At 42.0% G+C, this 25,756-nt stretch carries 27 protein-coding genes; 5 read left to right on the top strand and 22 right to left on the bottom strand.

Going from position 1 to position 25,756, the window contains the following annotated elements:
- Positions 1 to 69: 69 nt before the first annotated feature.
- The 8 genes from dnaK to gpr all read right to left on the bottom strand — a co-directional run bounded on the left by dnaK (position 70) and on the right by gpr (position 9,789).
- Positions 70 to 1,908, bottom strand: coding sequence for a molecular chaperone DnaK (gene dnaK, locus MPH60_RS04920; RefSeq protein ID WP_241589844.1), 1,839 nt, complete (start codon positions 1,906 to 1,908; stop codon positions 70 to 72).
- Positions 1,909 to 1,945: 37 nt separating this feature from the next.
- Positions 1,946 to 2,536 carry a nucleotide exchange factor GrpE gene (grpE, locus tag MPH60_RS04915; protein ID WP_336275385.1) on the bottom strand — a complete coding sequence of 197 codons (591 nt, stop codon included), beginning with the start codon at positions 2,534 to 2,536 and terminating at the stop codon, positions 1,946 to 1,948.
- Between the two features lie 99 nt (positions 2,537 to 2,635).
- Positions 2,636 to 3,664, bottom strand: coding sequence for a heat-inducible transcriptional repressor HrcA (hrcA, locus tag MPH60_RS04910; RefSeq protein ID WP_034308538.1), 1,029 nt, complete (start codon positions 3,662 to 3,664; stop codon positions 2,636 to 2,638).
- 124 nt (positions 3,665 to 3,788) lie between these two features.
- Positions 3,789 to 4,940, bottom strand: coding sequence for a radical SAM family heme chaperone HemW (gene hemW / locus MPH60_RS04905; RefSeq protein WP_241589845.1), 1,152 nt, complete (start codon positions 4,938 to 4,940; stop codon positions 3,789 to 3,791).
- Positions 4,941 to 5,029: 89 nt separating this feature from the next.
- Positions 5,030 to 6,865, bottom strand: a complete 1,836-nt coding sequence (gene lepA / locus MPH60_RS04900) for a translation elongation factor 4 (RefSeq protein ID WP_241589846.1) — start codon at positions 6,863 to 6,865, stop codon at positions 5,030 to 5,032.
- Between the two features lie 174 nt (positions 6,866 to 7,039).
- Positions 7,040 to 7,363, bottom strand: a complete 324-nt coding sequence (locus MPH60_RS04895; RefSeq protein ID WP_241589847.1) for a YqxA family protein — start codon at positions 7,361 to 7,363, stop codon at positions 7,040 to 7,042.
- Positions 7,364 to 7,384: 21 nt separating this feature from the next.
- On the bottom strand, positions 7,385 to 8,584 hold the full coding sequence (spoIIP, locus tag MPH60_RS04890) for a stage II sporulation protein P (protein ID WP_241589848.1): 1,200 nt from the start codon (positions 8,582 to 8,584) through the stop codon (positions 7,385 to 7,387).
- 86 nt (positions 8,585 to 8,670) lie between these two features.
- A complete protein-coding gene (gene gpr, locus MPH60_RS04885) occupies positions 8,671 to 9,789 on the bottom strand; it encodes a GPR endopeptidase (RefSeq protein WP_241589849.1) in 1,119 nt (372 codons plus the stop codon).
- Between the two features lie 274 nt (positions 9,790 to 10,063).
- Here gpr and rpsT point away from each other — a divergent pair, with 274 nt between their 5' ends.
- Complete coding sequence (rpsT, locus tag MPH60_RS04880; protein WP_034308554.1) at positions 10,064 to 10,330, top strand: 30S ribosomal protein S20; 267 nt, start codon at positions 10,064 to 10,066, stop codon at positions 10,328 to 10,330.
- An 88-nt stretch (positions 10,331 to 10,418) separates the two neighbouring features.
- Here rpsT and holA read toward each other — a convergent pair whose 3' ends face one another.
- Entirely contained in the window at positions 10,419 to 11,432 is a 1,014-nt protein-coding gene (gene holA / locus MPH60_RS04875; RefSeq protein ID WP_241589850.1) for a DNA polymerase III subunit delta, read from the bottom strand.
- A gap of 343 nt (positions 11,433 to 11,775) precedes the next feature.
- Between holA and MPH60_RS04870 the strand changes: the two genes are divergently transcribed.
- Positions 11,776 to 11,910 (top strand): YqzM family protein, encoded by a 135-nt coding sequence (locus MPH60_RS04870; protein WP_034308559.1) that lies wholly within the window; start codon positions 11,776 to 11,778, stop codon positions 11,908 to 11,910.
- Between the two features lie 76 nt (positions 11,911 to 11,986).
- Here the strand turns inward: MPH60_RS04870 and MPH60_RS04865 are convergent, their stop codons facing one another.
- The 3 genes from MPH60_RS04865 to MPH60_RS04855 all read right to left on the bottom strand — a co-directional run bounded on the left by MPH60_RS04865 (position 11,987) and on the right by MPH60_RS04855 (position 15,586).
- Positions 11,987 to 14,293 carry a DNA internalization-related competence protein ComEC/Rec2 gene (locus MPH60_RS04865; protein ID WP_241589851.1) on the bottom strand — a complete coding sequence of 769 codons (2,307 nt, stop codon included), beginning with the start codon at positions 14,291 to 14,293 and terminating at the stop codon, positions 11,987 to 11,989.
- A gap of 18 nt (positions 14,294 to 14,311) precedes the next feature.
- Positions 14,312 to 14,872: a ComE operon protein 2 gene (locus MPH60_RS04860; RefSeq protein ID WP_241589852.1), complete on the bottom strand. Its 561-nt coding sequence runs from the start codon at positions 14,870 to 14,872 to the stop codon at positions 14,312 to 14,314.
- 78 nt (positions 14,873 to 14,950) lie between these two features.
- Positions 14,951 to 15,586 carry a helix-hairpin-helix domain-containing protein gene (locus MPH60_RS04855; RefSeq protein WP_241589853.1) on the bottom strand — a complete coding sequence of 212 codons (636 nt, stop codon included), beginning with the start codon at positions 15,584 to 15,586 and terminating at the stop codon, positions 14,951 to 14,953.
- A gap of 109 nt (positions 15,587 to 15,695) precedes the next feature.
- On the opposite strand from MPH60_RS04855, the gene comER reads away from it, so the two are divergent.
- Positions 15,696 to 16,526, top strand: a complete 831-nt coding sequence (gene comER / locus MPH60_RS04850; protein ID WP_272492802.1) for a late competence protein ComER — start codon at positions 15,696 to 15,698, stop codon at positions 16,524 to 16,526.
- 103 nt (positions 16,527 to 16,629) lie between these two features.
- Here the strand turns inward: comER and MPH60_RS04845 are convergent, their stop codons facing one another.
- Genes MPH60_RS04845 through MPH60_RS04810 form a run of 8 tightly spaced genes read right to left on the bottom strand, consistent with a single transcriptional unit; the run spans position 16,630 to position 21,643 of the window.
- Positions 16,630 to 17,373 (bottom strand): class I SAM-dependent DNA methyltransferase, encoded by a 744-nt coding sequence (locus MPH60_RS04845; RefSeq protein WP_241589854.1) that lies wholly within the window; start codon positions 17,371 to 17,373, stop codon positions 16,630 to 16,632.
- Positions 17,370 to 17,726, bottom strand: a complete 357-nt coding sequence (gene rsfS, locus MPH60_RS04840; protein ID WP_101222622.1) for a ribosome silencing factor — start codon at positions 17,724 to 17,726, stop codon at positions 17,370 to 17,372. The genes MPH60_RS04845 and rsfS overlap by 4 nt, the downstream gene beginning before the upstream one ends.
- A complete protein-coding gene (yqeK, locus tag MPH60_RS04835) occupies positions 17,726 to 18,298 on the bottom strand; it encodes a bis(5'-nucleosyl)-tetraphosphatase (symmetrical) YqeK (protein ID WP_241589855.1) in 573 nt (190 codons plus the stop codon). The genes rsfS and yqeK overlap by 1 nt, the downstream gene beginning before the upstream one ends.
- A complete protein-coding gene (locus tag MPH60_RS04830; RefSeq protein ID WP_241589856.1) occupies positions 18,288 to 18,857 on the bottom strand; it encodes a nicotinate-nucleotide adenylyltransferase in 570 nt (189 codons plus the stop codon). Before MPH60_RS04830 ends, yqeK begins: the two co-directional genes overlap by 11 nt.
- A gap of 11 nt (positions 18,858 to 18,868) precedes the next feature.
- Positions 18,869 to 19,159, bottom strand: coding sequence for a ribosome assembly RNA-binding protein YhbY (yhbY, locus tag MPH60_RS04825; RefSeq protein ID WP_241589857.1), 291 nt, complete (start codon positions 19,157 to 19,159; stop codon positions 18,869 to 18,871).
- Complete coding sequence (gene aroE, locus MPH60_RS04820) at positions 19,153 to 19,995, bottom strand: shikimate dehydrogenase (protein WP_241589858.1); 843 nt, start codon at positions 19,993 to 19,995, stop codon at positions 19,153 to 19,155. The genes yhbY and aroE overlap by 7 nt, the downstream gene beginning before the upstream one ends.
- Positions 19,996 to 20,015: 20 nt before the next feature.
- Positions 20,016 to 21,125: a ribosome biogenesis GTPase YqeH gene (yqeH, locus tag MPH60_RS04815; protein ID WP_405389378.1), complete on the bottom strand. Its 1,110-nt coding sequence runs from the start codon at positions 21,123 to 21,125 to the stop codon at positions 20,016 to 20,018.
- Positions 21,122 to 21,643 (bottom strand): YqeG family HAD IIIA-type phosphatase, encoded by a 522-nt coding sequence (locus MPH60_RS04810; protein ID WP_101222627.1) that lies wholly within the window; start codon positions 21,641 to 21,643, stop codon positions 21,122 to 21,124. Before MPH60_RS04810 ends, yqeH begins: the two co-directional genes overlap by 4 nt.
- Before the next feature lie 465 nt (positions 21,644 to 22,108).
- Here MPH60_RS04810 and MPH60_RS04805 point away from each other — a divergent pair, with 465 nt between their 5' ends.
- Positions 22,109 to 22,249, top strand: a complete 141-nt coding sequence (locus MPH60_RS04805; RefSeq protein WP_034311351.1) for a sporulation histidine kinase inhibitor Sda — start codon at positions 22,109 to 22,111, stop codon at positions 22,247 to 22,249.
- A 52-nt stretch (positions 22,250 to 22,301) separates the two neighbouring features.
- On the opposite strand, the gene MPH60_RS04800 is transcribed toward MPH60_RS04805, so the two are convergent.
- On the bottom strand, positions 22,302 to 23,087 hold the full coding sequence (locus MPH60_RS04800; protein WP_241589860.1) for a phosphatidylserine decarboxylase: 786 nt from the start codon (positions 23,085 to 23,087) through the stop codon (positions 22,302 to 22,304).
- Positions 23,088 to 23,223: 136 nt separating this feature from the next.
- Here MPH60_RS04800 and pssA point away from each other — a divergent pair, with 136 nt between their 5' ends.
- Entirely contained in the window at positions 23,224 to 23,763 is a 540-nt protein-coding gene (gene pssA / locus MPH60_RS04795) for a CDP-diacylglycerol--serine O-phosphatidyltransferase (protein ID WP_241589861.1), read from the top strand.
- Between the two features lie 65 nt (positions 23,764 to 23,828).
- Here the strand turns inward: pssA and MPH60_RS04790 are convergent, their stop codons facing one another.
- On the bottom strand, positions 23,829 to 25,619 hold the full coding sequence (locus MPH60_RS04790; protein WP_241589862.1) for a M3 family oligoendopeptidase: 1,791 nt from the start codon (positions 25,617 to 25,619) through the stop codon (positions 23,829 to 23,831).
- Positions 25,620 to 25,756: the final 137 nt, after the last annotated feature.

Raw genomic sequence — 25,756 nt, 5'->3', positions numbered from 1 at the left:
TTTGACTTTTTTAAAATGGCAGGCAGAAACTAACTGCCCAATATTTCAGTGCCCCGATTGAGTCACTTTTTATTTTTTCTCTTTCTCTTCTTCGTTAACTTCAGTGTATTCAGCATCAACCACATTATCATCTTGAGCTGATTCGCCAGCACCGGCTTCTCCAGCTTGCTGAGCTTTTGCCGCTTCTTCATAAAGCTTCATTGTCAAAGCTTGAACGATTTCGTTAAGCGCATCTTTTTTCACGCGGATTTCTTCAAGCTCGTTTTTCTCGATTGCAGCTTTCAGTTCATCCTTCGCTTCATTCGCTTTTGTTACTTCCGCTTCGTCCACTTTACCTTCTAGATCTTTTAGCGTTTTTTCCGTTTGGAAAACTAATTGATCAGCTTCGTTACGAAGTTCAACTTCTTCTTTACGTTGTTTATCGCTATCGGCATTTTCTTCTGCTTCACGTACCATGCGTTCGATCTCTTCATCAGAAAGTCCTGAAGATGATTTGATAGTGATCGCTTGTTCTTTGTTCGTGCCCAGATCTTTCGCACGAACGTTCACGATACCGTTTTTATCGATATCGAATGTCACTTCAACTTGCGGTACTCCACGCGGTGCCGGTGGAATGTCACTCAATTGGAAACGGCCAAGAGTTTTGTTATCCGCAGACATTGGACGCTCACCTTGAAGGACATGGATATCAACTGCCGTTTGATTATCAGCTGCTGTCGAGAATACTTGTGATTTACTTGTCGGAATCGTAGTATTACGGTCAATCAGTTTCGTGAATACTCCGCCCATCGTTTCAATTCCAAGTGAAAGTGGTGTTACATCAAGAAGGACAACGTCTTTAACATCCCCTGTTAATACGCCACCTTGAATTGCAGCACCCATAGCCACCACTTCATCAGGGTTTACACCTTTGCTTGGTTCTTGACCGATTTCCTTTTTGATCGCTTCAACAACCGCAGGAATACGTGTAGATCCACCAACAAGGATTACTTTGTCGATTTCAGATGCGGAAAGACCAGCATCTTTCAATGCTTGACGAGTTGGTCCCATAGTGCGTTCCACAAGACCTGTAGAAAGCTCATCGAATTTAGCTCTAGTCATCGTTACATCCAAGTGAAGCGGGCCAGCTTCTCCAGCAGTGATGAATGGTAAAGAAATTTGAGTTGACGTTACGCCGGAAAGATCTTTTTTCGCTTTTTCAGCTGCATCTTTCAAACGTTGAACCGCCATTTTATCTTTTGAAAGGTCGATTCCGTTTTCTTTCTTGAATGCTTCAACCAGGTAATCAATGATGACTTGGTCGAAATCATCCCCACCTAGACGGTTGTCACCAGCTGTGGATTTAACTTCGAAAACGCCGTCTCCAAGTTCCATGATCGACACGTCAAATGTACCGCCGCCAAGGTCGAATACAAGGATCGTTTGATCTTCTTCCGTTTTATCCAAACCGTATGCAAGTGCTGCAGCTGTCGGTTCGTTGATGATACGTTCCACTTCAAGGCCGGCAATTTGACCCGCATCCTTAGTTGCTTGGCGTTCTGCATCATTGAAGTAAGCAGGTACAGTGATAACCGCCTTAGTGACTTTTTCGCCAAGATACTCTTCAGCGTATGATTTCAAGTATTGAAGGATGATTGCAGAAACTTCTTGAGGTGAGTATTCTTTTCCTTCAATTACTTCTTTATGGTCAGTACCCATATGGCGTTTAATGGAGATGATCGTATTAGGGTTTGTAATCGCTTGGCGTTTTGCCACTTCCCCTACTTGCCTTTCTCCATTTTTGAATGCCACTACGGATGGAGTTGTACGGTTTCCTTCCGGATTCGGGATTACTTTTGGTTCCCCGCCTTCAAGTACAGATACACAAGAGTTTGTTGTACCTAAGTCAATACCAATAATCTTGCTCATAGTTTCACTACCTCCCAATTATTTATATGTAAAAATCCTATTCGTTCACTTTTACCATTGCAGGTCGAATCACACGGTCTTTAAGAAGGTATCCTTTTTGGAACTCCTCGACGACAATGTTCGAACCGAAGTTTTCATCTTGAACTTGCATGACCGCTTGATGCAAACGCGGATCGAACTCTTCGCCAACTGAACTGATCGGTTCGATGCCTTCTTTAGACAATGCATCAGTAATCGCTTTATAGACCATTTCCATGCCGGATAGCAAAGATTTCGTCTGTTCATTTTCAGCTTCGATTTTTGTAGCTCTTTCAAAATTATCGAGAGCCTCCACTAAATCACTGGCAATGCTTTGAACTCTATATTTTTGAGCCGCCTCCATATCAAGCTTGGCACGGCGTCTTGAATTATCAAAATCGGCCTGCAGACGAAGATAACGGTTATCCATTTCCTCGATTTTTGCCTCAAGTTCAGCAATCTTTTCATGAGCCAATTGAAGTTCATCTTTTTCAACCGGACCTTGGTTTTCTTCCGCTGGAATTTCTTCTTCAGCGAAAACTGCTTCTGCAGCGCTTTCCTCGATTGTTTCATTTTCCAATGTTTGTTCTTCGTTTTTATTTTCTGTCACAATCTCACCTCCCTAAAAGGGTTTTACAATTTATGCTAAAGTAATATGCCAGGCCGCGGAATATACTCCTCCGCCACCTTAACAATATTACCTTTGCTACTATTTTTGATACAGTTTTGTCATCAGGGCCGTTAAATCTTTGGAGAAAAACGAAAGCAAACTGATCACTCTCGAATATTCCATTCTCGTTGGACCCAATATGGCCAATGTGCCCACTTGCTCCTGCCCGATTGAGTAGGTTGCCGTAATCAAACTGCAGTCATCGAGCACTGTGTTTTGATTTTCACGGCCGATCTTGACGTGGATGCCCGATGGATTTTGAGTGATCAGCTCATAAAATCCCTGTTCCTGCTCAATCATCGATAAAAGCGTGCTTACTTTAGCAATATCATGGAACTCCGGCTGCCTCAGCATATTCGTTTTCCCGCCGAAAAATATTTTTTCGGGCTTTGTGTCCGTCAGTGTCTCCGCAAGGATCGAGACCATCGATCCATAGTTATGAATGTGGCGGCTCAATAGAACTGCCACTTCCTTATAGATCTTATCCTTTAGATCAACTAGCGGAACATCGACCAAACGGGAATTCAATATGTTCACCATCTTTTCAATTTCGTTTATATCAAAAGACGGCGGTAAGGAAATCATACGATTTTCCACATGACCTGTATCGGTAATGATGATGGCTATTGCCGTTTCAGGACTCAAAGGAATGATCTGGATTTTTTTCAGCTTATGCTCATTCACTTTTGGCCCCAGTACAATCGCCGTATAATTCGTCAGTTCCGAAAGTATCTTCGCTGACTTCTGAACGATCTTTTCCAATTCATAAATTCGTTCTACAAAAACGGACTTTAATATCTTCACTTCATTCTTTTTCGGAGCTTGAGGAGAAAGTAAATGATCCACATAATATCTATACCCTTTTTCAGAAGGGATCCTACCGGAAGAGGTATGGGTTTTTTCTAAAAACCCCATTTCTTCAAGATCGGACATTTCGTTACGAATTGTGGCAGAGCTGAACGTAATTTCATCTTTCTTCGACAAGCTTCGTGACCCGACTGGTTGGGCAGAATGGATGAAATCCTCGATTATCACTTGTAGAATCAATAATTGACGATCAGTTAGCATGTATGATCACCTCTGTTAGCACTCTATCTCATCGAGTGCTAATATACTAATAAATTATCAAATGAAGCTTATGATGTCAACAATGAAAACCGCTAATTCACCGTTAAAATAACTTGGATTTCCTTCAATCGGGATCAATAACGCCCAAAAATGATTGGAACACTTCATTTCCAAGCAGTTTGCCCCGCTCAGTCAAGCGTACGAACCCGCCTTCCACCTTAAGCAGACCCTTTGCCGTTCCTTCTTCGAGCGGTTTCCTGAAAATCTCCGTCATTTCAACAAAAAATTTATTCTTGAAGATTTCCAATGAGACTCCTTCCGTTTTCCGAAGCCCCAAAAACATCTCCTCTTCCATCCGTTCATGAAGCGGTACTGGGTGTTCTTCCAATACTGGCAGCTCGTTCGCCAGCAATGGCGTGATATATTTCTTCACAGGACCATGATTGGCCACCCTTTTACCTCCAGTATAGCCATGTGCACCGGCACCAATCCCATAATACTCCACATTATCCCAATATGTCAGGTTGTGCCTGCTTTCAAACCCAGTTCGGGCAAAATTACTGATTTCATATTGGTGCAGACCGTGCTTCTCCATCTCTTCCATCAGTTTCTCATACATCGAAGCCTCGAGCTCCTGAGGCGGCAGGTTCAATTTACCCCTTCTCATCTGGTTATAAAAAACCGTCTTCGGCTCAACGATCAATGAGTAACTGGAATAGTGCGGCAATTGAAGGGCAATCGCTTTATCCAGCGTATCCTTGAAATCTTCCATCGTTTGGCCCGGCAATCCATAAATCAAGTCGATGCTGATATTTGTAAAGCCAACCTCTTGAGCCAAATGAATCGTTTCATATACTTCTAGAGCCCGGTGGGTCCGGCCAATTCGTTTTAACAATTCATCATTGAAGCTTTGCACACCAAAGCTAAGTCTATTGACTCCAGAATCATAAAGTATCTCCAGTTTTTCCCTCGAAAGATCCCCTGGATTGGCTTCGAATGTATATTCAGCCTTTTTAGGATCAAAGGGCAGGGTTTCATTGATCGCTTCACATAAGAATGCAAGCTGCTTTTCATCCAGAGAGGTCGGTGTCCCTCCACCGACGAAAACCGTATCCAAACCTGCAGTCGGATATTTGGAAAGCTGCATCACCATTTCCCTTTTCATCATCTGTAAATATTCTTCGACCGGCTGTCCCTGCAAAAATACTTTATTGAAATCACAATAGTGACAAATATGTTCACAAAATGGGATATGGAGGTAGGCGCTTTTAATCATTGTGTTCACAACCTTTTAATCGAATGAGTCGATAGAAAAAGAGGCTAGATTTCCTCTACCCTCTTTTTACTATCTATCGTTTATTTTATTTATTTCTTTGGTGTCGTATCATCCATTTTCAAAACAGCCATGAAAGCTTCTTGCGGAACTTCAACGGAACCTACCTGTTTCATCCGCTTTTTACCTTCTTTCTGTTTTTCGAGCAACTTACGTTTACGGGAAATATCGCCGCCGTAACATTTAGCCAACACGTTTTTGCGCATTGCACTAATTGAAGAACGGGCGATGATTTTTTGCCCGATTGCTGCTTGGATCGGCACTTCAAATTGTTGTCTTGGAATCAATTTCTTCAATTTTTCAACGATGACTTTTCCGCGCTCATAAGCAAAGTCCTTATGAACGATGAAACTTAAAGCATCGACAGTTTCAGCATTCAGCAAGATATCCATTTTCACAAGCTTGGACGGTTTATAGCCGATCAGCTCGTAATCGAATGAAGCATAGCCTCTTGTATTGGATTTCAATTGATCGAAGAAATCATACACGATTTCCGATAATGGTATTTCGTAATGAATGCTAACACGGGTCTCATCGATATATTCCATATCAATGAAGTTTCCGCGTTTATTTTGACAAATTTCCATGATTGCCCCGACAAACTCCGTAGGTGCCATCATCGTTGCTTTGACATATGGCTCCTCGACCCGTTCGATCTTTTGAGCATCAGGCATATTAGACGGGTTATCCACTTTCAGGACCGTTCCATCCGTTTGGACCACATCATAAATAACACTCGGGGCTGTGGTGATTAGATCGATTTTGAATTCACGTTCAATCCGCTCTTGGATAATTTCCATATGAAGAAGTCCAAGGAATCCGCAACGGAAACCGAAGCCCAATGCTTGCGAGGATTCCGCCTCGAACTGCAGCGCTGAATCGTTCAATTCCAATTTCTCCAACGCATCACGTAAATCATTGAATTTCGATGCGTCAATTGGGTATAAACCGCAATATACCATCGGATTCATCTTCCGGTAACCCGGCAATGGTTCTGTCGCACTATTCACGGCACTTGTAATCGTATCACCAACAGTCGTATCGCCAACGTTTTTAATGGATGCCGTAAGGAAACCTACATCACCTACGTTCAGTTCATCCAACAGCTGGGTCTTAGGGTTGAAGACACCCAATTCGGTAACATCGAATTCCTTGCCAGTGGACATCATTTTGATTTTGTCGCCGACTTTAACGGAACCCTCAACAACACGGATATAGGCAACTACACCGCGGTACGCATCAAACAGTGAATCGAAAATAAGCGCCTTGAAAGGAGCATCCGGATCACCTTGAGGAGCTGGAACCAATTCAACGACCTGTTCCAGAATCTCCTCGATTCCGATTCCCGCTTTAGCCGAAGCCAAGACTGCATCGGAAGCATCCAACCCGATCACTTCCTCGATTTCTCCACGCACCCGTTCCGGATCTGCACTCGGCAAATCAATTTTATTGATGACCGGAATGATTTCCAGGTTGTTGTCCAATGCTAAATAAACGTTTGCAAGCGTTTGGGCCTCAATACCTTGTGCCGCATCGACAACAAGGACAGCTCCTTCACAAGCTGCAAGGCTTCGTGACACTTCATACGTAAAATCGACATGTCCCGGTGTATCAATAAGATGGAAGATATATTCTTCTCCATCTTTCGCGTTATATTTCAATTGAATCGCATTCAATTTAATCGTAATTCCACGCTCACGCTCTAAATCCATGGAATCCAACAGCTGACTCTTCATTTCACGCTGAGTCATGGCGTTCGTTTTTTCAATGATACGATCCGCCAATGTAGATTTACCATGATCAATATGAGCGATGATGGAAAAGTTACGAATTTTTGATTGTCTTTTTAATTTTTCTTCTCTATTCATGACGTTCACTCCCACTTGTCGACACAATACACTATTTTTTATTATATCAATAGAAAATGCAAGATTCAACAGAATAGTTACAAAAGAAGCATCATTGCAGGGCAACGGATAAAAAAAGGCTGCATTCCGGATTCGGATGCAGCCTTTTGGCAGGGTACACAGCATATTTCACACCTAAATCATATCAATAAGTGCTTGAAAGGCACCTGATATGGTCTCTCCAAGCGTCTTGCCGATCGATGAGAAAAAGTTGAAAGACTTCATTTCTTCAAGCTTTTCTTTTTTCGTCTCCAAATCATGACTCGTTACTTTTTCGCCAAGGATATCCGCTTCCATCTCCCCTTGGTCCGATTGGTTAATAATGAATGCACTATTCAAAGAGGGATCTTCATACCCCTTCATTTTTTTCATCCCGTCGTTCGCTTGCTGCATCCCGATTAGAACACCTAAAAATAATACGAGCACAATCCCTGTGCATTTCAACCAAAATCGAACCATGATAAGAGAACTCCTTTCAAATTACCGCGCTTCCGAATCCCCGGTCGGGTTATCCACTGCTTTGGCATCCCAGTAAAATTCACTGAAAACATCGGTAAAGGCATCAACGGTCAAGTACATTTCCTCGAAAGTATTATCAACACCGCCAATTTCCAACAGCATGGCATTGCCTGACAAATCCTGATTGTATACTCCATTATGTCCCGCTCCGCCTTGTTTCATAACCCCTCGTGAAATGCCAGGGTATTTTTTCTCCAAAGCTTTATGAAGCTTATTGGCAAGCGCTGCATTTTTTTCGAAGTTCGGGTTATTGCCCCCAACCACGAAGGCAATCTTGGCATACTCTTTACCGTTAATGTTAATGGTCGTATGTTTTTTTCGTTTAGAATCACGATGGATATCAATGATATATTCTAAATCTTTGTTATTGGCCAATGCCGTCTGGACGGATTTTCGTGATTCTTGATAGGATTTGGCATAATTCAATCCTTTATTATTCAGATTTCCCATGATATCCGTTTTATCGAGCGAGGAACCGATCCCCTTAGCGGCCATATCTTCAACCATCCGTTCCCCCAGTTTCGTAATATTGATTTTCGAATGATAGGCTAGATCCGGGTTAGTCACTCCTTTTAAATATGGAAGATATGACTCCCGGTTATGGCTATGGTATATCTCGACCACTTTCCGTCCATTTGTCGTTTGTTTCGGCTGATCGGCCACTCCTGTTTCCGGTTCTTCAATCTCATCCAGGTTTTGCAGGGATGCATCCCTTTCTTCATTCAGGACGTCGACTGGCGGCGAGGATTCGTATGGCATATTCGTATAATTCGTTCCTTCCCCGGCAACGAGGATCTCATTATCAAAAATCGAAAAGCCAGGAAGTTCCCTGCCAAGTAAGCTTCGCGGGTCCTCCAGCGAAATGTTGGTCGAAACTTTTATCAATTGATTCGTGATCATCGATTCCTGCTTACCTTCCGGCAGGGCATTAAAAAGGTAATGGTTTTCATTGGCCAGCATCGAGAACAGCATTTTTCCCGAGAATTGGTTGGCTACAGTATGTACGGAATTAGAAGATATCCGATACTCCGGTCTTAGGGAAGTCATGACCCCACTGACTGAAAAAACAAAAAGAAGCAAGGCGAGAATACCTAGAAAAGTTTTTATTATTGTTGATCCGTGAACGGCTGTTATGATTCCTGGGGAATTTCTTCTTTTCATCCTTCCACCCTCTCTATAGCTTGTCTATTAATACTTATGACTTTGCTAGAAAGGGTAGAACACCATTTTTGGGCACTAAAAATGATTTAACGGGTATAGTAGCCGGTATTATCTTGGTTTATTGAATGATGCAAGGCTGCATTTAACCCATTGGCTATTAAATTGGCCATATCCTCAATGAAAACATCGACTTCTTTCGGTGTAACCATTAAATTTTGACCAAGCGGTGACAGTACCTCATAAATCAATTTCCGTTTCTCTTCATCAGGGAGGACACCTATCATTCCCAAGAAGGTTTGACGCTCCTTTTCACCTGGCATATCCTCTTCGGTCAGCTTTGTGCGCTTTCCAAAACTGAATCCAGCGGGCGCTAACGAACGTGATGGTCTGTCCCCTTCATTCAGTTCTTTGCCAAAGTGCTTCAAAATATAATCGATCGTATCGCTGGCAATTGATACGGCATCCACGACGGTAGGTATACCAATCGCTATAACAGGAACTCCCAGTGTAGCCTGGCTCAATTCTTTTCGTTTATTCCCAACACCAGACCCAGGATGGATGCCTGTATCCGTTATTTGAATCGTCGAATTCACTCGTTCGATCGAACGGGCAGCCAATGCGTCAACGACGATCAAGAAATCAGGATTACTTTTTTCGATGACTCCTTTTATGATGTCACTCGTCTCGATTCCCGTAATCCCCATCACCCCGGGGGAAATCGCACTGACCGGCCGATAGCCTTCCTTGACGGACTCCGGCTGCAATTCAAACAAATGTCTTGTGACCACAAGGTTCTCAACGACTGCAGGCCCAAGAGCATCGGGAGTCACATTCCAATTACCAAGACCGACAACCAAACAACTGCTTTCTTTGGTGATTTTATTCCGCTTCAAAAAGGAAGCCAGTTCGTTGGCGAACACCTTTTCCACCCGTTGCTGCGTATCCGTATCCTGCTGGCGGATCCCCTGCACTTCAATGGTCAAATAGCTGCCCTGCTTCTTCCCGATTTCTTTTTCACCCTCTGCCGTGACTTCGACCAAGGATACCTTCAGATCATCCACTTCTTTTTCCTTAATAATGACCCCTTCAATACGGGATACATCCACTTCCTCTACAACACCTTTATGTTCAAGGGCAATTTCCTTTGCTTCAATCGCCAAATCTGTACGAATTCCGTATTCACTAAGGTCCAAATTATTTTCCATAACGGCCTCCTGATGTTTGAATTGAATCTAATCTAGTATTTTCAATAGTCTCTCTTAAACATTCTGTCGTTTTTGCTTTTTTATTATTCATTTTTTTGGTACAATGAGTGATGACGAGATGAATTTATTCCCGAAATTATAATTCCTTTTCGATTCTCAATCTGAAGTATTGCATATTTATGAGCAGTCTGATAGAATATCACTTGTGCTATTTGATATGGATTTGAAAAGTCGAGTTCATATAATCTCGATTTCTTTGTAGGAGGTGAACGGAATGCCAAACATTAAATCTGCTATTAAACGTGTAAAAATCAACGACAAAAAACGCGTTCATAACATTACTGTTAGATCAACTATGCGTACTACAGTGAAAAATGCTGAAGTTGCATTAGCTGGTGAAAACGTTGAAGCTGCTAAAGAAGCTCTTTTAACAGCTGCTGTGAAATTAGACAAAGCTGCATCTAAAGGATTAATCCATAAAAATGCGGCAGCCCGTAAAAAATCTCGTTTAGCGAAAAGACTTAACGCTCTTAACGCATAATGACAAAAAATTAAACGATCCAACCGGATCGTTTTTTTTGTGCCGTTTTTTGCATAAAAAAGGTGACAGGATATCTGCCACCTTTTTATCATCTTATTTTTAAAAGCAACAGCTCAAGTGTGATTGCCTTATCGGCTTGGCCGGTCTTCATTTTATAATCCGCTTCCGCTAAGTCGTTGATGATGCTCAACAGCTCGCGTTCCTGGAATCTCCCCGTCTTTTCAAGCGCCAGCTTTACCCTATAAGGGTGCACCTTCAGCTGACCTGCAATTTTTTGCTGGCTATAGCCCTGGCGGGAAAGCTCCTTCACTTGATACATGAGCCTGACCTGACCCGCCATGACGCTCAAGATTTTGATCGGCTCTTCATTCTGCCTGAGAAGATCGTGCAGTATCGTCATCGCACTCTCCATCTTTCGCTGTAACACATGATCAACAAGCGTGAAGATATTCTGTTCAAGGGATTTAGCAACCAGCTTTTCCACTACCTCGACCGTAATGTGTTTATCAGCTTCTACATAAAGCACCATTTTATCCAATTCATTCGTAAGCATCATAAGATTCGTTCCTGCAAGTTCAAGTAAAAGCTCTGTAGCCTGCTCATCTATTTGGACTGAAGAAGCTTCGACCCTCTCCTTCACCCACCCTTTTAACTCATGATCACCTAGCTTCTTCGCTTCAACGAGAACCGCCTTACGCTTCAGTTCCTTGGTGATCTTTTTCCGTTCATCCAGTTTCTCATAAGGTGCGGTCAATACGACAATTGAATAAGGAACCGGGTCAGCCAAATATGCTTCCAGTCTTTTCACATTATGTTCAACTCTTGATTTCGTTTTTTCCGCTGTCAAGAAAAATGGGTTTTGCATGAAAACAAGGCGCCTTTCCCCGATGAACGGGAGGGTTTCGACATCTTCAAGTGCAGTTTCAACAGGCGTCTCTTCTAAATCAAATTGAGAAAAGTTAAAATCCATCTCATCCTCGTGAAGGACATTCTCGATCAATAGCTGCTTCGTTTCATTAATTAGATAGGCTTCCGACCCATATAACAAGTATACCGGCGCGAATTGCCCTTTTTTTATACTTTTCCAAATGTCTAATACCAATAGAATCCGCCTCTTTACTATGTATTCTTCTCTAATGGTATAGGTGGATGGACCATTTGACAAGCTATAAAGGGAACTAGCCCTTTAAAAGGGCTAATTCCGGATCTATATGAACACTTTCAAGAAAGGCCCGGGTAATCTCCCTTGAAAGCGGGTAGAGTATTCATGTAGAACAAAAATTGAGCTTTTCTATTTCGCTTGCTTTGTTTGTACTGTTATTTTGGCCTCAAAATCCCAAACTATTTGTGACAACTCTTGTCAGTAAAGGAAATGAAGGAATGAAGCCTGTAGATTTTTTTTTGGTAATGTTTTATACTATTAGCAGAAATAGGAGGGGTAAACAATGAACGAATTCGAAAAGAATGTTCAATCAAAGACAGATGACGTCGCTGATTCCGCTATAGGTTTCATCGGTTCTTTTGTATTTTTCGCTGCCATGTTCACCATAGCTGTCGTCATTAAAGCTGTCGGATCCTGATTTCATTTACTACATGCACTTATTTTTCCTGATGGAGGCTGCCGCTGCAGTCTCTTTCTTTTTGATTTTCTACATACTATGGGAGAGTCTTCCGAAAGGTTCCACTGCTTTTGTAATACTTGTAAATAATAGAACCATCCTCGTCCGTCCTGAACACCCTTATGCCATTTATATCCAGATTCCCAATTACGTCTCGATGAGGGTGACCGTAGCCATTATCTTTTCCTACTGAAATAAGCGCCGCTTTCGGCTGCAGCTGTTCAAGGAAGGGCGTGGAGGAAGAAGTTTTGCTGCCATGGTGACCGACCTTCAAGATATCCGCCTGCAACTTCGGAAATGTTCTCAAAAGTTCACTTTCCCCTTCTTCTCCCATATCGCCGGTCAATAACCATGACAATCCCCCAAGCTCCGTGAATAGAACTATGGATGAATCATTCTTATTTTCTTCTTTCTCATATGGACTTAGCACAGCAAACGGCGCTCCGCCCGCCACCCAATGGTCCCCCCTTTTCACGACAGTCATTTTCATTTTTTTATCTCTTGCCATAGTCACAAAATCCATATTCCTGTATTGCTCTTCACTCCAGCCTCCAATGATGATCTCTCCAACTTTAAAATTTTCTATTAATTCTTTTGCACTTCCCATATGATCTGCGTCAGGATGGGTTAAAATCAGTTTGTCCAATTGGTGGATTCCCTTACTTTTCAATAATGGAATAATGATATCATCCGCGGTGTTGAACTTCTTTCGCTTTTCTGCCCACGTGTCGATTGGAAATGTAATTTGCCCACCCGTATCAATCAAATAGTTACCGCGGTTGAAAGGCAGGATAATTAAAATAGAATCACCTTGCCCAACGTCGATGATTTGCACTTCACCAAAAGGCGAGAACCTTTGTAAGTTATATTGCAAAAGTAAAAGGACAATTATTATTCCGCACCAGATTTTACTTTTTTCAAAGGATACTTCCCAAGTCAGGTATAATCCTAAAAGCGAAATAACAAGTAATAGCATCATGATGAAAGGTGGTTTTCCAAACGGAATGGAGGCCAGCGGCAATTCCGCTGCTGCATCTGCGGCTTTGTTGCAGAGTACGAAGGTGAAATTCAATAATGATATGAGAGGTTGACCAAAGGAAGGCAGTAATAAATGAATGAAGAGGGAAATCAGCGAAAATGGCAGCAATATGATGGAATAAAGCGGAACATACAATACGTTCAGAAACACGCCAAGTAAAGATACTTCAAAAAAATGAAAAAGCAAAATCGGAAGGGCTGCCAGTTGGCAGATGGAACTGAGGATGAACAGCTGCATCGATTTCTTCGGATATTGCAAGAAGATGCTTGAAGACATGATAATGGAGAATGTGACCGCGAATGAAAGCTGAAAACCTATATCATAGAGGATATTAGGCCGAAAAAACAAAAGTGCCATATAAGCCGATCCGATTGCGGCACCCGCCGAGATCCGCTTCTTGAATAGCAGGAGTAGAAAGAAAAGCATAGCCATTAAACAGGATCTCACGACTGATGGACTGGCACCTGAAAGTAACATGTAAACCGGAAGGAAGAGTATGATGGCCATCATCATTCTTTCCCGTGTAACCCCGATCCTGATGCCGATGTAAAATAACAGCCCCGTTAAAAAACTGACATGAAGACCGGAAATCGCCAGTAAATGAACCAACCCCAACCGCTGATAATTAGTAAGGTCCCCTTCATCTATATATGTCTGGTCACCGAATATGAGCGCTGTGACAAAACCGCTCGATTCTTCAGGAAAGTGTTCTCTAATATACGTAATCCCCTTCAGGCGCCAATTACGAATCGAAACTGGAATCGAGTTACCAGGCTTTTTGCATTCTTCAAATGAAATGGAATCGGCTTTTAATATCCAATGGGTGCCTTGGCGGTAAAGATAACGCTGGTAATCGAAACTGTTTTCATTCCTGTTTTTCTCGGGAATTTGCAATGTCCCTTCAGCCGGACAAGATAAACCGATTCGCAGAAACTGACCCAGCTTTTCCTGTTCCAATTCGGTCGTGATTTTATAACGAAGCACCAACCGTTCGCCTTTCTCACTGCCAATGAATCCTTTTAATGAATTTCCATCTATATTCGGTTGGTCGGTAAATGTGATGATAAATTGGCTTTCCGTTCCATGATAGGCAGTTTTGTTACGGTGGTCCGAGAAGGAGGCGGCCCCTAAAAACATCCCCATGATCACCAAATGAAAACTAAGGGCCTTCACACTTAATCCTAAAGAAAAATAAAGGAAACAGAGAAAAATAAGGATGATGATCAGCAGCCTTACATTTATAAAAGAATGGGCCGTAACACCAAATGTGGCCGAAACGGCTAATAAGATAAGGTGTCGAGCCATGCCTGCCCCCTGTCCTATTTAATTTTCAAAAATCTGATTGGCCTGCTTTTCCAGTTCCGATACAACTTCTTTTTCCATGCCTGTTCGTTCAAGTTGAGCTAACAACGAGAATACAAAGTCCTTTTTTTGTTTTCCATTAACATCGATGGCCCCTTTTGCTTCAACCTTCTCGGTCTTGACGCCAGCCTGTTTAAATAATTCAAGGGCATATGGATGATTTTTGTAATCTTCCGCATAATAAACAGCCTTTATGCCAGCTTGGATGAGTGATTTACAGCACTGAAGACACGGAAAATGCGTCACATATATTTCTGCCCCATCAGTAGGCACCCCAAATTTCGCACATTGTAAAAGTGCATTCATTTCTGCATGTATCGTTCTGACACAATGATTATCAATTACATAACAGCCGTCATCAATACAGTGTGTCCCTCCAGCAATGGACCCATTATATCCTCCCGCAATGATTCTGTTGTCCCTGACGATGGTCGCCCCTACAGTGAGGCGTGTACATGTGCTTCTTAAGGCTAATAAATGGCTTTGCGCCATGAAATATTGATCCCAACTAATTCTGTTCATGTTGTATCCCCTTACCACTAGAATGATTTTCTTCAATTTTACCCTCTTCCTGTCCATTTGTGTAGCCTATTCAATCATTCATTTCACGGAAATGGAATCCCGTAACCTTTCAAACGTTTTATCGCCGATTCCCGTAACCTTCTTCAATTCATCGACCTCCTTGAATTTCCCTACCGTTTCCCTGTATTCCAGGATCGCATTCGCTTTGGATGGTCCAATTCCCGTCAAGGTTTCCAAATCTTCCTGTGTAGCTGCATTCAAGTTCACCAGTCCTCCTGACGCCCCCTTAGCGGCAGCATCACCAGACGAACCGACTTGTATATTCTCCAAGTTCCCCATGACTTCTTCACCTATTTCCGGAACATAAATGACCATTTGGTCTTCGACGATTTGGGCAAAATTCACTTTATTTTTATCGGCCTTGTCCGTAAAACTGCCTGCAGCCGAAATTAAATCAATCACCCGGTCACCCGCCTGTGCAGTAAAAATGCCTGGGGACTTGACCGCTCCTTTAACGTCTACTTTAATGATCAAAGGTTCGGCAGCCGTTTCAATTTCACTTTTTTCGATTTCAGCCTCTTTTTCAGAAAGGGAAAATATATCTTCCGTATCCGCCGGACCCTCTCCTTGTTGCAAAAAAAAGTAAATGCCTGCTGCAACAAATGCCACCGCAACGGCAATCTTCGTCATTTTCCTTTTTAAAATTTCATCCATTTCTTTGCCTCCTTGTTGTATTTCGCACGACACATTGTCATAGGACAGATTAAAAATACATAGTGTTTTTAGGAGAATCAATCGCTTAAGTGAGAGGAGTTGATCGGAATTGAAGAAAATTGGTGTTATCGGAACAGGAAATATGGGGACCATTTTAATCGAGGCATGGCTGGAGGCAAAAATATTGAAGCCGGCAGATCTAGTCATTACAAATCGCACGCTTTCCAAAGCATTGGTGCTAAAAGAAAAACACCCTGGCATCAAGGTTGCGGAAAGCGCAGCCGAAATCGTCCAACAAGCCGACTTTATCTTTCTCTGTGTAAAACCATTACAAATTAACAGCCTATTACAAGGCATCAAACATCATATAAAAAGGGATCAGCTGGTCATTTCCATCACAAGCCCGCTTTCAGTCTCCCAGCTTGAATCGGCAGTGAATGCCCCCTGTGCCCGTTTTATACCGAGCATAACGAACCGTGTCGGTTCAGGGGTATCGTTACTGAGTTTCAGCAAGAGCTGCAGCAAGGAGAAAGTGTCAGCTCTATATGATTTGGCCTCCGCCATATCGGCACCGGTCATCATTGAAAATGATATCACCCGGGTAGCTTCCGATATCGTCAGCTGCGGTCCTGCCTTCTTCAGCTATTTAGCACAAGCTTTTATTGACGCGGCCTGCCAAACGACGAAGATTGATAAAGAAACGGCTACGACTTTGACTGAGAATATGCTGGTTGGCTTAGGGGAACTGCTTGGAAAAGGGGTTTATACATTGCCGACCTTGCAGGAAAAGGTTTGTGTAAAGGGTGGAATAACGGGTGAGGGAATCAAGGTTTTAGAAGCTGAAACAGGGGAAATGTTCCATCATCTTTTTCAAGCAACACATGAAAAGTTTGCAGAGGACCTAGACGAAGTTGAAAAGCAGTTCGGCCATCCTTATTAATATTCGTAATGTATATCTCATTTCCTTCTTAAAATAAAAAAATAAGAGGTCAGACCTCCACTCGTACAGGATGTTGTACGAACGGGGATTCTTGACCTCTTTATTATTTACTGGCTACAAACAAGATTCTTTCGGTTTCCGTTACGAGCGGCGCTTCTTCAAGATCCGCCAGAATTTCAGAAACCGTAAAACCTGCTTGCTCCAACCACTTTTTATATTGTTCAACCGGATAGGTCCGTTGATAATGCAACTCATCAAAACGGTCATACAGTCCGCTTTCATCGTCCCTTACGAAAAAACTTAAATCATGCTCAACGCTGTAAGGCTCAGCACCTGGAAAGCAGTCCCATATATAGGATACTTCTTCGCCGTTGACAGCAAACGTATTATCGCGAAAGATTTCTTCCATTTTATAAATAGAATGGATATCAAACAAGAATAATCCGCCATTCTTCAAATGCTCATGAACCCGGATGAACGTCTTGACTATATCCTCCTCATCGCGAAGGTAGTTCAGCGAATCACAAAAAATCGTGACACAATCAAATTGGCCAAGTCCCTCGAGTTCTGCCATATTCTGCTGGAAAAGCGGAATTGATAATCCAAGCTTAACCGCCTTTTCATTGGCAACAAGAAGCATTTCATCAGATAAGTCCACGCCGGTGACTTCGAATCCATGTTGCGCCAATTCAACGGTCATTTCCCCGGTTCCACACGCTAAATCCAGGACCTTCCTCCCGTCAATTCCATACTGTTCCAGCTTCGCCGTAAGGACCATCAGCCATTTTTCATAAGGTGCGTCCTTCATCAATTCATCGTATACATAGGCAAAGCGTTCATAAGTCATGTAGTCAGTTCACTCTCTAGATCTTCAAAGGGTGCATCTCCCCATAAACGTTCAAGGTTATAGTAGTTTCTTTCATCTTTATGGAAAATATGGGCCACTACATCGCCAAGATCCACAAGCACCCATTTCGCCTCGTCAAAACCTTCAAGACGTTTTACATTGATTCCTGATTCATCAGCCTTGCTCTTCATTTCACGAGCTATTGCTTGTACTTGTTTTTCAGAATTACCGTGGCAGATCAAAAAGTAATCCGCTACAAGGGAAATACCTTGCATGTTCAATGCCACGATATCCTCCGCTCTTTTATCATCCGCCGCTTTTGCTGCAATTACAAGAAGTTCACGTTCAGTCATTACATCTTCTCCTTCAAATTCATGATCAAATCATTATATGTCTTAAATGTGTCAGGGTAAATTGCCTGATTTCTTTTCATTAAAAAAACAACTGTATTCCTTAAAGCCTGGATGACAGCATGATCCAAGTTTTGCTTTGCCGTCTGCCTGACTTCTTCGACACCGGGAAAAGAACGTCCCGGCTCAATATAGTCGGCAAGGTATACGACTTTATCCAAAAGGCTCATGCCAACCCTGCCAGACGTGTGATAGGCAATCGCATCCAAGATTTCAGCGTCCTGAATGCCTGCTTCCTTTTTCACCAAATAAGCCCCGACAGGCGCGTGCCATAGCTCCATATTGTATTCAAGTAACGCCGGGTCCATTTTTTCAGCGATTATTATTTGCTCCATTTCCTCTTTTGGACGGAACTTTGCATAATCGTGGAAAATGGCTGCCAGTTCCGCTTTTTTTACGTCGGCACCATACCGTTCAGCAAGTTCAATCGCTGACTCGACCACACCCAAGGTATGAATGTACCTGCGCTCAGTGATTTGTTCTTTGACCAGCGCCAATGCTTTCTCACGATTCATATAAACCATTCCCTTTAATATACTTCACCACTGGATCTGCTATTAAATATTTCACGGTTTTCCCCGTTCTTAACTTCCTTCGTATCATGGAGGACGAAATGAACATCTGGGGGACTTTCACCATCGTGATTGGGTATAAGGTCTTTTCATTATATCCAGGGCGCTTCACCCCGACGAAATTCACCATATGCACCAGCTCGTCGATACGGTGCCAATTCGGTAAGTACTCAATCATGTCTGCGCCAATTATGAAATAGAACTCATTGGTTGGCTCAAGCTCTTTCAGCAATTTTATTGTGTCATACGTATAAGATGTGCCTTTTCTTTCTATTTCAATACCCTCAATATAAAAAGATGGGTTTCCGGCTATCGCGTTTTCCAACATAGCCAGCCTGTCCATATCGGTTACTTCCTCCGATTTTTCCTTATGTGGAGGAACGTGATTTGGCATGAACCTGATTTCATCTAGCTCAAGGGCATCAAGCACTTCATTCGCTATAATCAAATGCCCAATATGCGGAGGATTGAATGTACCGCCAAGAATTCCAATTTTTTTCATAGATAGGTTCCTTAAGGTAATTTAAGTTGTTTGTTTTCTTTTGATTCTTTATACAGCACAATTGTGTTGCCGATAATCTGAACCAATTCCGCCCGTGCACCCTTTGATAAAGAAAATCCCACATCATCGCGGTCCTCTTCACAGTTTTGCAGGATGCTGACCTTGATTAATTCACGTACTTCAAGCGCCTCACCAATTTGCTTGATGAGATTATCATTGACGCCGCCTTTACCAACTTGAAAAATTGGATTGAGATGGTGGGCCTTTGATCGTAAAAATCTTTTTTGTTTACCTGTTAACATGTGTTACCTCCTAGTTTGTTCAAGACAATATCTGTCATTCTTGCTGTATCCGGCATAATGCCTGTCCATATCTCAAAAGCGAGCGCGGCCTGGTTGATGAACATCCCCAGTCCATTTTGCGTTTCCGCCCCTTTTTCCCCCGCTTCACGCAGCAGTTTGGTTTGCAGAGGGTTATAAATGATATCACTGACAATGGCGCCGGTTTTAAGCTGGTCGACTTTTACCGGTGAATGATCCAATTCAGGACTCATTCCAGAAGAAGTCGTTTGGATGATTAAATCATATTGTGATAAGCTTTCTTCCGCTTCGATAATCGAGAGTGCCTTCGATACTTTATCATATGGGCAATCAGAAACAAGCTGGGCCGCCCTTTCCTTTGTCCGGTTTGCAATATCAACTTGCTTTACCCCTTCTTTCACGAGGGTAAAATAAATCGCACGCGCAGCACCGCCCGCTCCGATCACTAACGTTTTTTTAGCCTTGATGTCACCTGATATTTCATCGCATAAAGATTTGAAAAATCCTTTTCCGTCTGTATTATACCCTATAAACCGACCATTTTTGTTAACAACCGTATTTACAGCCCCGATTGCAAGGGCCAGTTCATCCACTTCATCAAGGAAAGGGATGATTGAAGTCTTATGAGGAATCGTGATGTTAAACCCTTCTATACCAAGGGCTTTCATGCCTTTTACGGCATCGTTCAAACGCTCAGGTGTCACATGAAAATGATGATAAACCGCTTCTATATTTTCTTTTTCAAAAGCATCATTATGAATGTCTGGTGACATCGAATGTGCAATTGGATCTCCCATTACCCCATATATCTTTTTCATAGACTAGACGACCCCTATATTTAGATTAATGATTTGCGAACGATCACATTGACGCCCTTTGGAACATGTGCAACGATTTTCGCTCCTGGCTCATTGACCGTCACCCAGCCAAGACCGGAAAACACAATATCCATTTTACCATCTTTCAAGGAGAATTCATGTGGAATCAGCTTCGGAAACTCCTCAATTTGTTCAGGCCGTGGGGGCGTCAATAATTCCCCGGCATGGTTTTTATACAATTCATTGGCATTTTCCAGTTTCGTACGGTGAATATTCAATTCATTGGAAAGGTAGCAAGTCAGTGAACGCCTTCCGCCTGAGACATAGTCCAGTCGGGCCAACCCTCCGAAAAATAGCGTCTGTCCTTCATTCAGTTGGTAAACTCTCGGCTTGATTTCCTTTTTCGGCATAATCACCTTGAAGTCCCGTTTGTCCACATAGTGAGCCATTTGATGATGATTGATGATTCCTGGTGTATCGATCAATGCCTGTTCATCATCCAAAGGAATTTCAATCATATCCAAGGTAGTCCCAGGGAAGTGGGAAGTCGTGATGATATCGCCTTCACCGCTCAATTCTTTTATAAGACGGTTGATGAAAGTGGATTTACCTACATTCGTACAGCCCACCACGTAGACATCTTTACCTTTACGGTACCGCTCAATCGCATCAGCCGCTTCCAGTATGTGCTTTCCCTTTTCCGCACTGACAAGCAGGACATCAACCGGGTTAAGACCCAATTCCTTGGACGATTGCTTCATCCAATTGATCAACTTGTTCGTTTTTACTGATTTAGGCAATAAATCGACCTTATTACCGATCAGAAGAACATCATTTCTTCCTACAAATCGATGAAGGCCAGGCAGCCAGCTTCCATTGAAATCAAAAATATCGACGATTTTGACGATTAAAGAGTCGGTTTCGCCTACTTTATTCAAGATTTTCAAGAAGTCATCGTCTGTTAAGGATACATCCTGAACTTCGTTATAATGTTTCAATTTAAAGCAGCGCTGACAGACGATCGTCTCTTTTTCCAGGGCTGATTTAGGGGCATAGCCCAACTCCTTCGGATCTTCAGTCTGGACCTTAACACCGCAGCCGATGCACGCTAATTCTTGATGTTTGTTCAATTGTGATCCTCCCATTCTATCATTCCTTTTCGTTTAAAAAACGCCATGATCTTTCTTTCAAAATAACGATTGATCCTTGTTCTGAATTCGTCGGTTTGTGCTACAGGGAGCACTAAGATCGTATGAAACCCACCTCTGTTCCCTCCCAATACATCCGTCAATAACTGATCGCCGATTACCACCGTTTCTTCCAATTTCAATCCCATTGACTTACGGGCTTTATTGAAAGCTCTTACCATCGGTTTTCTGGCCTGGAAGATAAACGGAATGTGAAGCGGATCGGAAAAAGCTCGAACCCGATTTTCATTATTATTGGACACGATCGTCACTAAAATCCCATGATCACGCAAATTGTCGAACCATTTGATTAAATCGGGGGTGGCAGTTGGCCTGTCCCATTCAACGAGAGTATTATCCAAATCGGTAATGACTCCCTTGATCCCTCTTTTTTTCAATTCTTGAGGATCTATATTAAAAATGCTTTTAACATGTTCACTCGGCAAAAATAATTTAAGCATATTGACACCTCTATATTTTCATTAAAATTTACCGTTTCCATCATATCGAATTTTTAGCTCACTTTCAAAAAAAATTAGGAAAGAAGGGCTGACGGTAAAGAAACATCATAATGGATGTTTTCAGATATGGAAAGGCATTTTTTATTAAATAATGGGAAATTTGCAGGCAGACCAGAACCAAAGAACCAATTATTCATAAAAGATTTCGACAAAAATTTCATTTGTTCAACCTGTGGATAACTTTACTAACATTTTCCATACTGATGTGCACCATTTCATTCACCTTGTAAACAACTTAACCACAGGTTATCCACTTTCAACTGTGGATAACAGAACGATTGTTCTCCACGTTTATTTCTGATACAGTAGGGGTACATCAAGGAAGACTTATCAATATATGCAGGTAAACACAAAATTATTCCTCGCAATCCCTACTGGAGGTGAGCAGCCGTAAGTGGCGTTCTGATGCAAAAACTATCTGATGACCTGTTGCTTGAATCCTATTTTAAAGCACAGAATTTAAAGTTGAGTACCGATTTCATCCGCCTCATAGAAACGGAAATTCATCGAAGATCCCTGACACATAAAATCCGATCAATATTTTAATATGGAATACATAGGCTGACATTAAATGTCAGCCTCTTATTTTCAATTGAAGTTAGACGGCCCTCATGAAACCGATCGTTTCACCTACACGGACATCTGCGGGAATGGATATGTTTCCTTCAAGTTCAAAACTGCCTTTTTCAAAAAGAAGCACCACTGTTGACCCAAAGCTGAAATAAGAAAATTCCTGCCCTTTTTCCAATTCATCCGATTCATCTGTAATGACGATCGAATTTATGAACATGGCCCCGACTTTCACCATCGCCAAACTTCCCGCTTCATTTTGAAGTTCAGTCACTGTCCGATAATTTTTTGATAAAGGCTCTTTTCCATATTTCATCCCCCATTTATTGACGGGGTACGATTTCCTTCCAAGGGTCCAGCGTTTGACTACGGAACCCTTGATTGGTGCATGGATCCTATGGTAATGACTCGGGCTTAAGTATAACACGAGATATTTGCCGCCTAAGTACTTTTCCAAAAAAAGCTCATCCCCGAGCATTTCCTCCATTGAATATACCTTTCCCTTAACGACGATCTTTTTATCAGCCCGTATGTCCCCTGAATCCTCGAGAACACCGTCTACAGGACAAGCCACCGCAGAAGGAACTGCCGTAATTGGCCTGGCGTCCGCCTTTAACTGCCTTGTAAATAGCTCGTGAAGATTGGTATAAGCTTTTAACTCCTTACCAAATTCTTGTTGATTAAGGTTGAATGTTTTTACATACAGTAAAATTAAGGGCCTGCTCCAACGAGATTGGCTAAAATGCTTTAATAATCCTGATGAATACTGACCATTCGTCAGTTCAATAAGAATGCGATATAAAGACTGAAACAAATAAAACCACTCCAAATTGTAAAATTATTCTAAAATTCCCTTGCATAAATTGTGTTAAGTAAAATATTATTATATAATAAATGCTTATGTTTACTATATTTTGTTTTAATTTGTTTCATTTGAAAGGAGTGAAAAGATGTTTTTATTACACGCCCTCGATCAAACCATTAAAAAAGTGAAAGCACAAACAGCAAATATACTTACTTTAATGAATTTATCCCTTGGTGGATTTGCAATAATTGCCGTGATGCACGGCCAATTGAATTTAAGCCTGCTTTTAATCTTCCTGGCTGCCCTTGCAGATCGCTTTGACGGTATGGTTGCACGGAAGTTCAACATTGAATCAGAATTGGGTAAGCAGCTTGATTCCATGTGTGACATCATATCTTTTGGCGTCGCACCAGCTCTATTATTATACCAAGGAATATTAATAGAATTCGGAGCACCCGGCACACTCTTCACCGTTTTCTATATTGGCTGTGGCGCATTTCGTCTCGCCCGCTTCAATATAAGTGAAAGCAATGGATATTTTACAGGAGTGCCAATTACGGTTGCGGGCTGCATCGCTACCTTAAGTTATCTCGCCATCCCGTATTTCCATCCGGTCTTTTTCTTATCCCTCATGATTATATTATCATTACTTATGGTCAGTCCATTTAAACTGAGGAAAGTTTAAATAAGAAAGCGGATGTCCTAAACCGGACATCCGCTTTTTTTCGTTCATATTCAGCCTAAAACCCATTATGCTTTTCGGACTAAGGGGTCGGTCAAACGCATGAATTCTTCAACATCCTCCATACAGGCATTGACCGCTTCTTCCCAAAAATCCCGGGTCTTCAAATCGACGCCTAAATGTTTCTCCGCCAGATCCTCGACCTTCATGGAGCCGGTATCCTTTAATAGAGCTATATATTTTTCTTCGAATCCTGCAGGTTCCTTCAAGGCATTCGCATATATGCCTAATGAGAATAAGTAACCGAAAGTGTACGGGAAATTATAAAATGGTACACCTGTAATATAGAAATGGAGCTTTGAAGCCCAGAACGTTGGATTATAATCACTTAACGCATCGCCATAAGCTTCTTTTTGGGCATCGACCATCAGTTCATTCAACCGTTCAGCACTAACATACCCTTGTTTCCTCTCGTCATAAAACCTTGTCTCGAATAAGTATCGGGCATGGATATTCATGAGTAATGCCACGGAACGCTGAATTTTATCTTCTAAAAGCACAAGCTTTTCTTCCTCACTGGCCGCTTCCTTCACAGCCGCATCCGCTACGACCATTTCAGCAAAGGTAGAGGCGGTTTCAGCAACATTCATGGCATATGACCGATTCAATGGATGAATATCCCTCATTGCATAAGAATGGAATGCATGTCCCAATTCATGGGCCAATGTCGATACATTGGATGGCGTGCCCGAATACGTCATGAAAATCCTAGACTGCTTATTTAATGGGAAGCCGGTGCAAAAACCGCCTGGTCTTTTACCTGGTCTATCCTCCGCTTCAATCCAGCTGTCTTCAAAAGCTTTTTGGGTGAAGCTTGCTAATTGAGAACCGAACTTCGAGAATTGCTGTATGATGAAGTCTGCACCTTCTTGATAATCCATTACTTTGGACTGTGCAGTAACAGCAAGCGGTGCATCCAAATCTGCCCAACTTAATTTATCCAAATCCAATAACTCCGCTTTCCTTTTTAAAAACCTCACAAGCGGCTCCTTATGATCGGCAATGACATTCCACATGCTTTCGAGGGTTTCTTTTTTCATCCTCCCTATTTCAAGAGGCTCTTTCAAAATATCATCCCAGCCTCTTTTTTCATTCACACTGAGACGGAATCCGGCCAAGTGGTTCAGTGTTCGGGCAAAAAGGTCACTCTTTTCCTCCCAAGCCTGTTCCCACGCGGTAAATAATTCTTTCCGGGCCCCTTCATCAGGATCAGAAAATTTATTCGCCGCTTGGCCTACAGATAGCTTTTCACCCTTATAAGGGATCGTCATTGAACCGACGATCGTATCATACATTTGGCTCCATCCTTCGAAACCATCCATGGCCAATTGGGTGATTAATGATTCTTCCTTTACGGAAAGCTTTTCCTTTGCCTTTTCCCGACGTTCATCCAATACGAATTTCAATTCATTCAATGGTTCTTTTTCGAGGATTTTTTCAAAAAATGCATCATCAAGCTGTATCAACTTTTCATCCAGCTTGCTTAACACCATTTTTAGTGAAGCGACTATCTTCATTTGTTTGATCCGCAGCTGACCAGCCTTTTTATCCTGCGCATTTTGAGCTTCCAGGCATCCAATGAATGCACTAGCCTGCTTGGATTTCATATTTGTATTTTTATAAAGATCAAATGCCTGGATTAAACTGCTTTCATCATTTCCTTCTGGATTGATATTGCTTACAACCCGGTCCAATTCTTTTACCTCTTCGTTCATTTCATCTAAAAAAATCAGGAACTCCTTAGAAGAGCTTCCTCCTTTAAAAAAGATATCCAAATCCCACGTCAAAGAATATCCCATACTAATTGCCCCCTTTTTATCACTAATCCCATTATAGAGGTTAATTCTGAATTTTTCTAATTAAAAGGAATTTTCAGTATTTTTTCAGAACATTTTTCTATATCCCAGATTAAAAGCATGTTATGATGAATATATTC

It is taken from the genome of Peribacillus sp. Aquil_B1 (assembly GCF_022603275.1).
Taxonomy (GTDB): domain Bacteria; phylum Bacillota; class Bacilli; order Bacillales; family DSM-1321; genus Peribacillus.
This window is presented reverse-complemented; position numbering and strand designations above follow the sequence as displayed.

Excerpts from the sequence above, each read along its gene's own strand:
- rpsT (WP_034308554.1), top strand. The coding sequence starts at position 10,064 with ATGCCAAACATTAAATCTGCTATTAAACGTGTAAAAATCAACGACAAA.
- MPH60_RS04810 (WP_101222627.1), bottom strand. The coding sequence starts at position 21,643 with ATGCTTAAATTATTTTTGCCGAGTGAACATGTTAAAAGCATTTTTAAT.
- MPH60_RS04860 (WP_241589852.1), bottom strand. The coding sequence starts at position 14,872 with ATGAACAGAATTAGTTGGGATCAATATTTCATGGCGCAAAGCCATTTA.
- MPH60_RS04865 (WP_241589851.1), bottom strand. The coding sequence starts at position 14,293 with ATGGCTCGACACCTTATCTTATTAGCCGTTTCGGCCACATTTGGTGTT.
- yhbY (WP_241589857.1), bottom strand. The coding sequence starts at position 19,159 with ATGTTAACAGGTAAACAAAAAAGATTTTTACGATCAAAGGCCCACCAT.
- lepA (WP_241589846.1), bottom strand. The coding sequence starts at position 6,865 with ATGAATAGAGAAGAAAAATTAAAAAGACAATCAAAAATTCGTAACTTT.
- MPH60_RS04790 (WP_241589862.1), bottom strand. The coding sequence starts at position 25,619 with ATGGGATATTCTTTGACGTGGGATTTGGATATCTTTTTTAAAGGAGGA.
- hrcA (WP_034308538.1), bottom strand. The coding sequence starts at position 3,664 with ATGCTAACTGATCGTCAATTATTGATTCTACAAGTGATAATCGAGGAT.
- rsfS (WP_101222622.1), bottom strand. The coding sequence starts at position 17,726 with ATGACTGAACGTGAACTTCTTGTAATTGCAGCAAAAGCGGCGGATGAT.
- MPH60_RS04855 (WP_241589853.1), bottom strand. The coding sequence starts at position 15,586 with ATGGATGAAATTTTAAAAAGGAAAATGACGAAGATTGCCGTTGCGGTG.
- aroE (WP_241589858.1), bottom strand. The coding sequence starts at position 19,995 with ATGAAAAAGATATATGGGGTAATGGGAGATCCAATTGCACATTCGATG.
- MPH60_RS04830 (WP_241589856.1), bottom strand. The coding sequence starts at position 18,857 with ATGAAAAAAATTGGAATTCTTGGCGGTACATTCAATCCTCCGCATATT.
- MPH60_RS04845 (WP_241589854.1), bottom strand. The coding sequence starts at position 17,373 with ATGACTTATGAACGCTTTGCCTATGTATACGATGAATTGATGAAGGAC.
- MPH60_RS04895 (WP_241589847.1), bottom strand. The coding sequence starts at position 7,363 with ATGGTTCGATTTTGGTTGAAATGCACAGGGATTGTGCTCGTATTATTT.
- gpr (WP_241589849.1), bottom strand. The coding sequence starts at position 9,789 with ATGGAAAATAATTTGGACCTTAGTGAATACGGAATTCGTACAGATTTG.
- MPH60_RS04805 (WP_034311351.1), top strand. The coding sequence starts at position 22,109 with ATGCAAAAACTATCTGATGACCTGTTGCTTGAATCCTATTTTAAAGCA.
- pssA (WP_241589861.1), top strand. The coding sequence starts at position 23,224 with ATGTTTTTATTACACGCCCTCGATCAAACCATTAAAAAAGTGAAAGCA.
- spoIIP (WP_241589848.1), bottom strand. The coding sequence starts at position 8,584 with ATGAAAAGAAGAAATTCCCCAGGAATCATAACAGCCGTTCACGGATCA.
- hemW (WP_241589845.1), bottom strand. The coding sequence starts at position 4,940 with ATGATTAAAAGCGCCTACCTCCATATCCCATTTTGTGAACATATTTGT.
- yqeK (WP_241589855.1), bottom strand. The coding sequence starts at position 18,298 with ATGAATCGTGAGAAAGCATTGGCGCTGGTCAAAGAACAAATCACTGAG.
- dnaK (WP_241589844.1), bottom strand. The coding sequence starts at position 1,908 with ATGAGCAAGATTATTGGTATTGACTTAGGTACAACAAACTCTTGTGTA.
- MPH60_RS04870 (WP_034308559.1), top strand. The coding sequence starts at position 11,776 with ATGAACGAATTCGAAAAGAATGTTCAATCAAAGACAGATGACGTCGCT.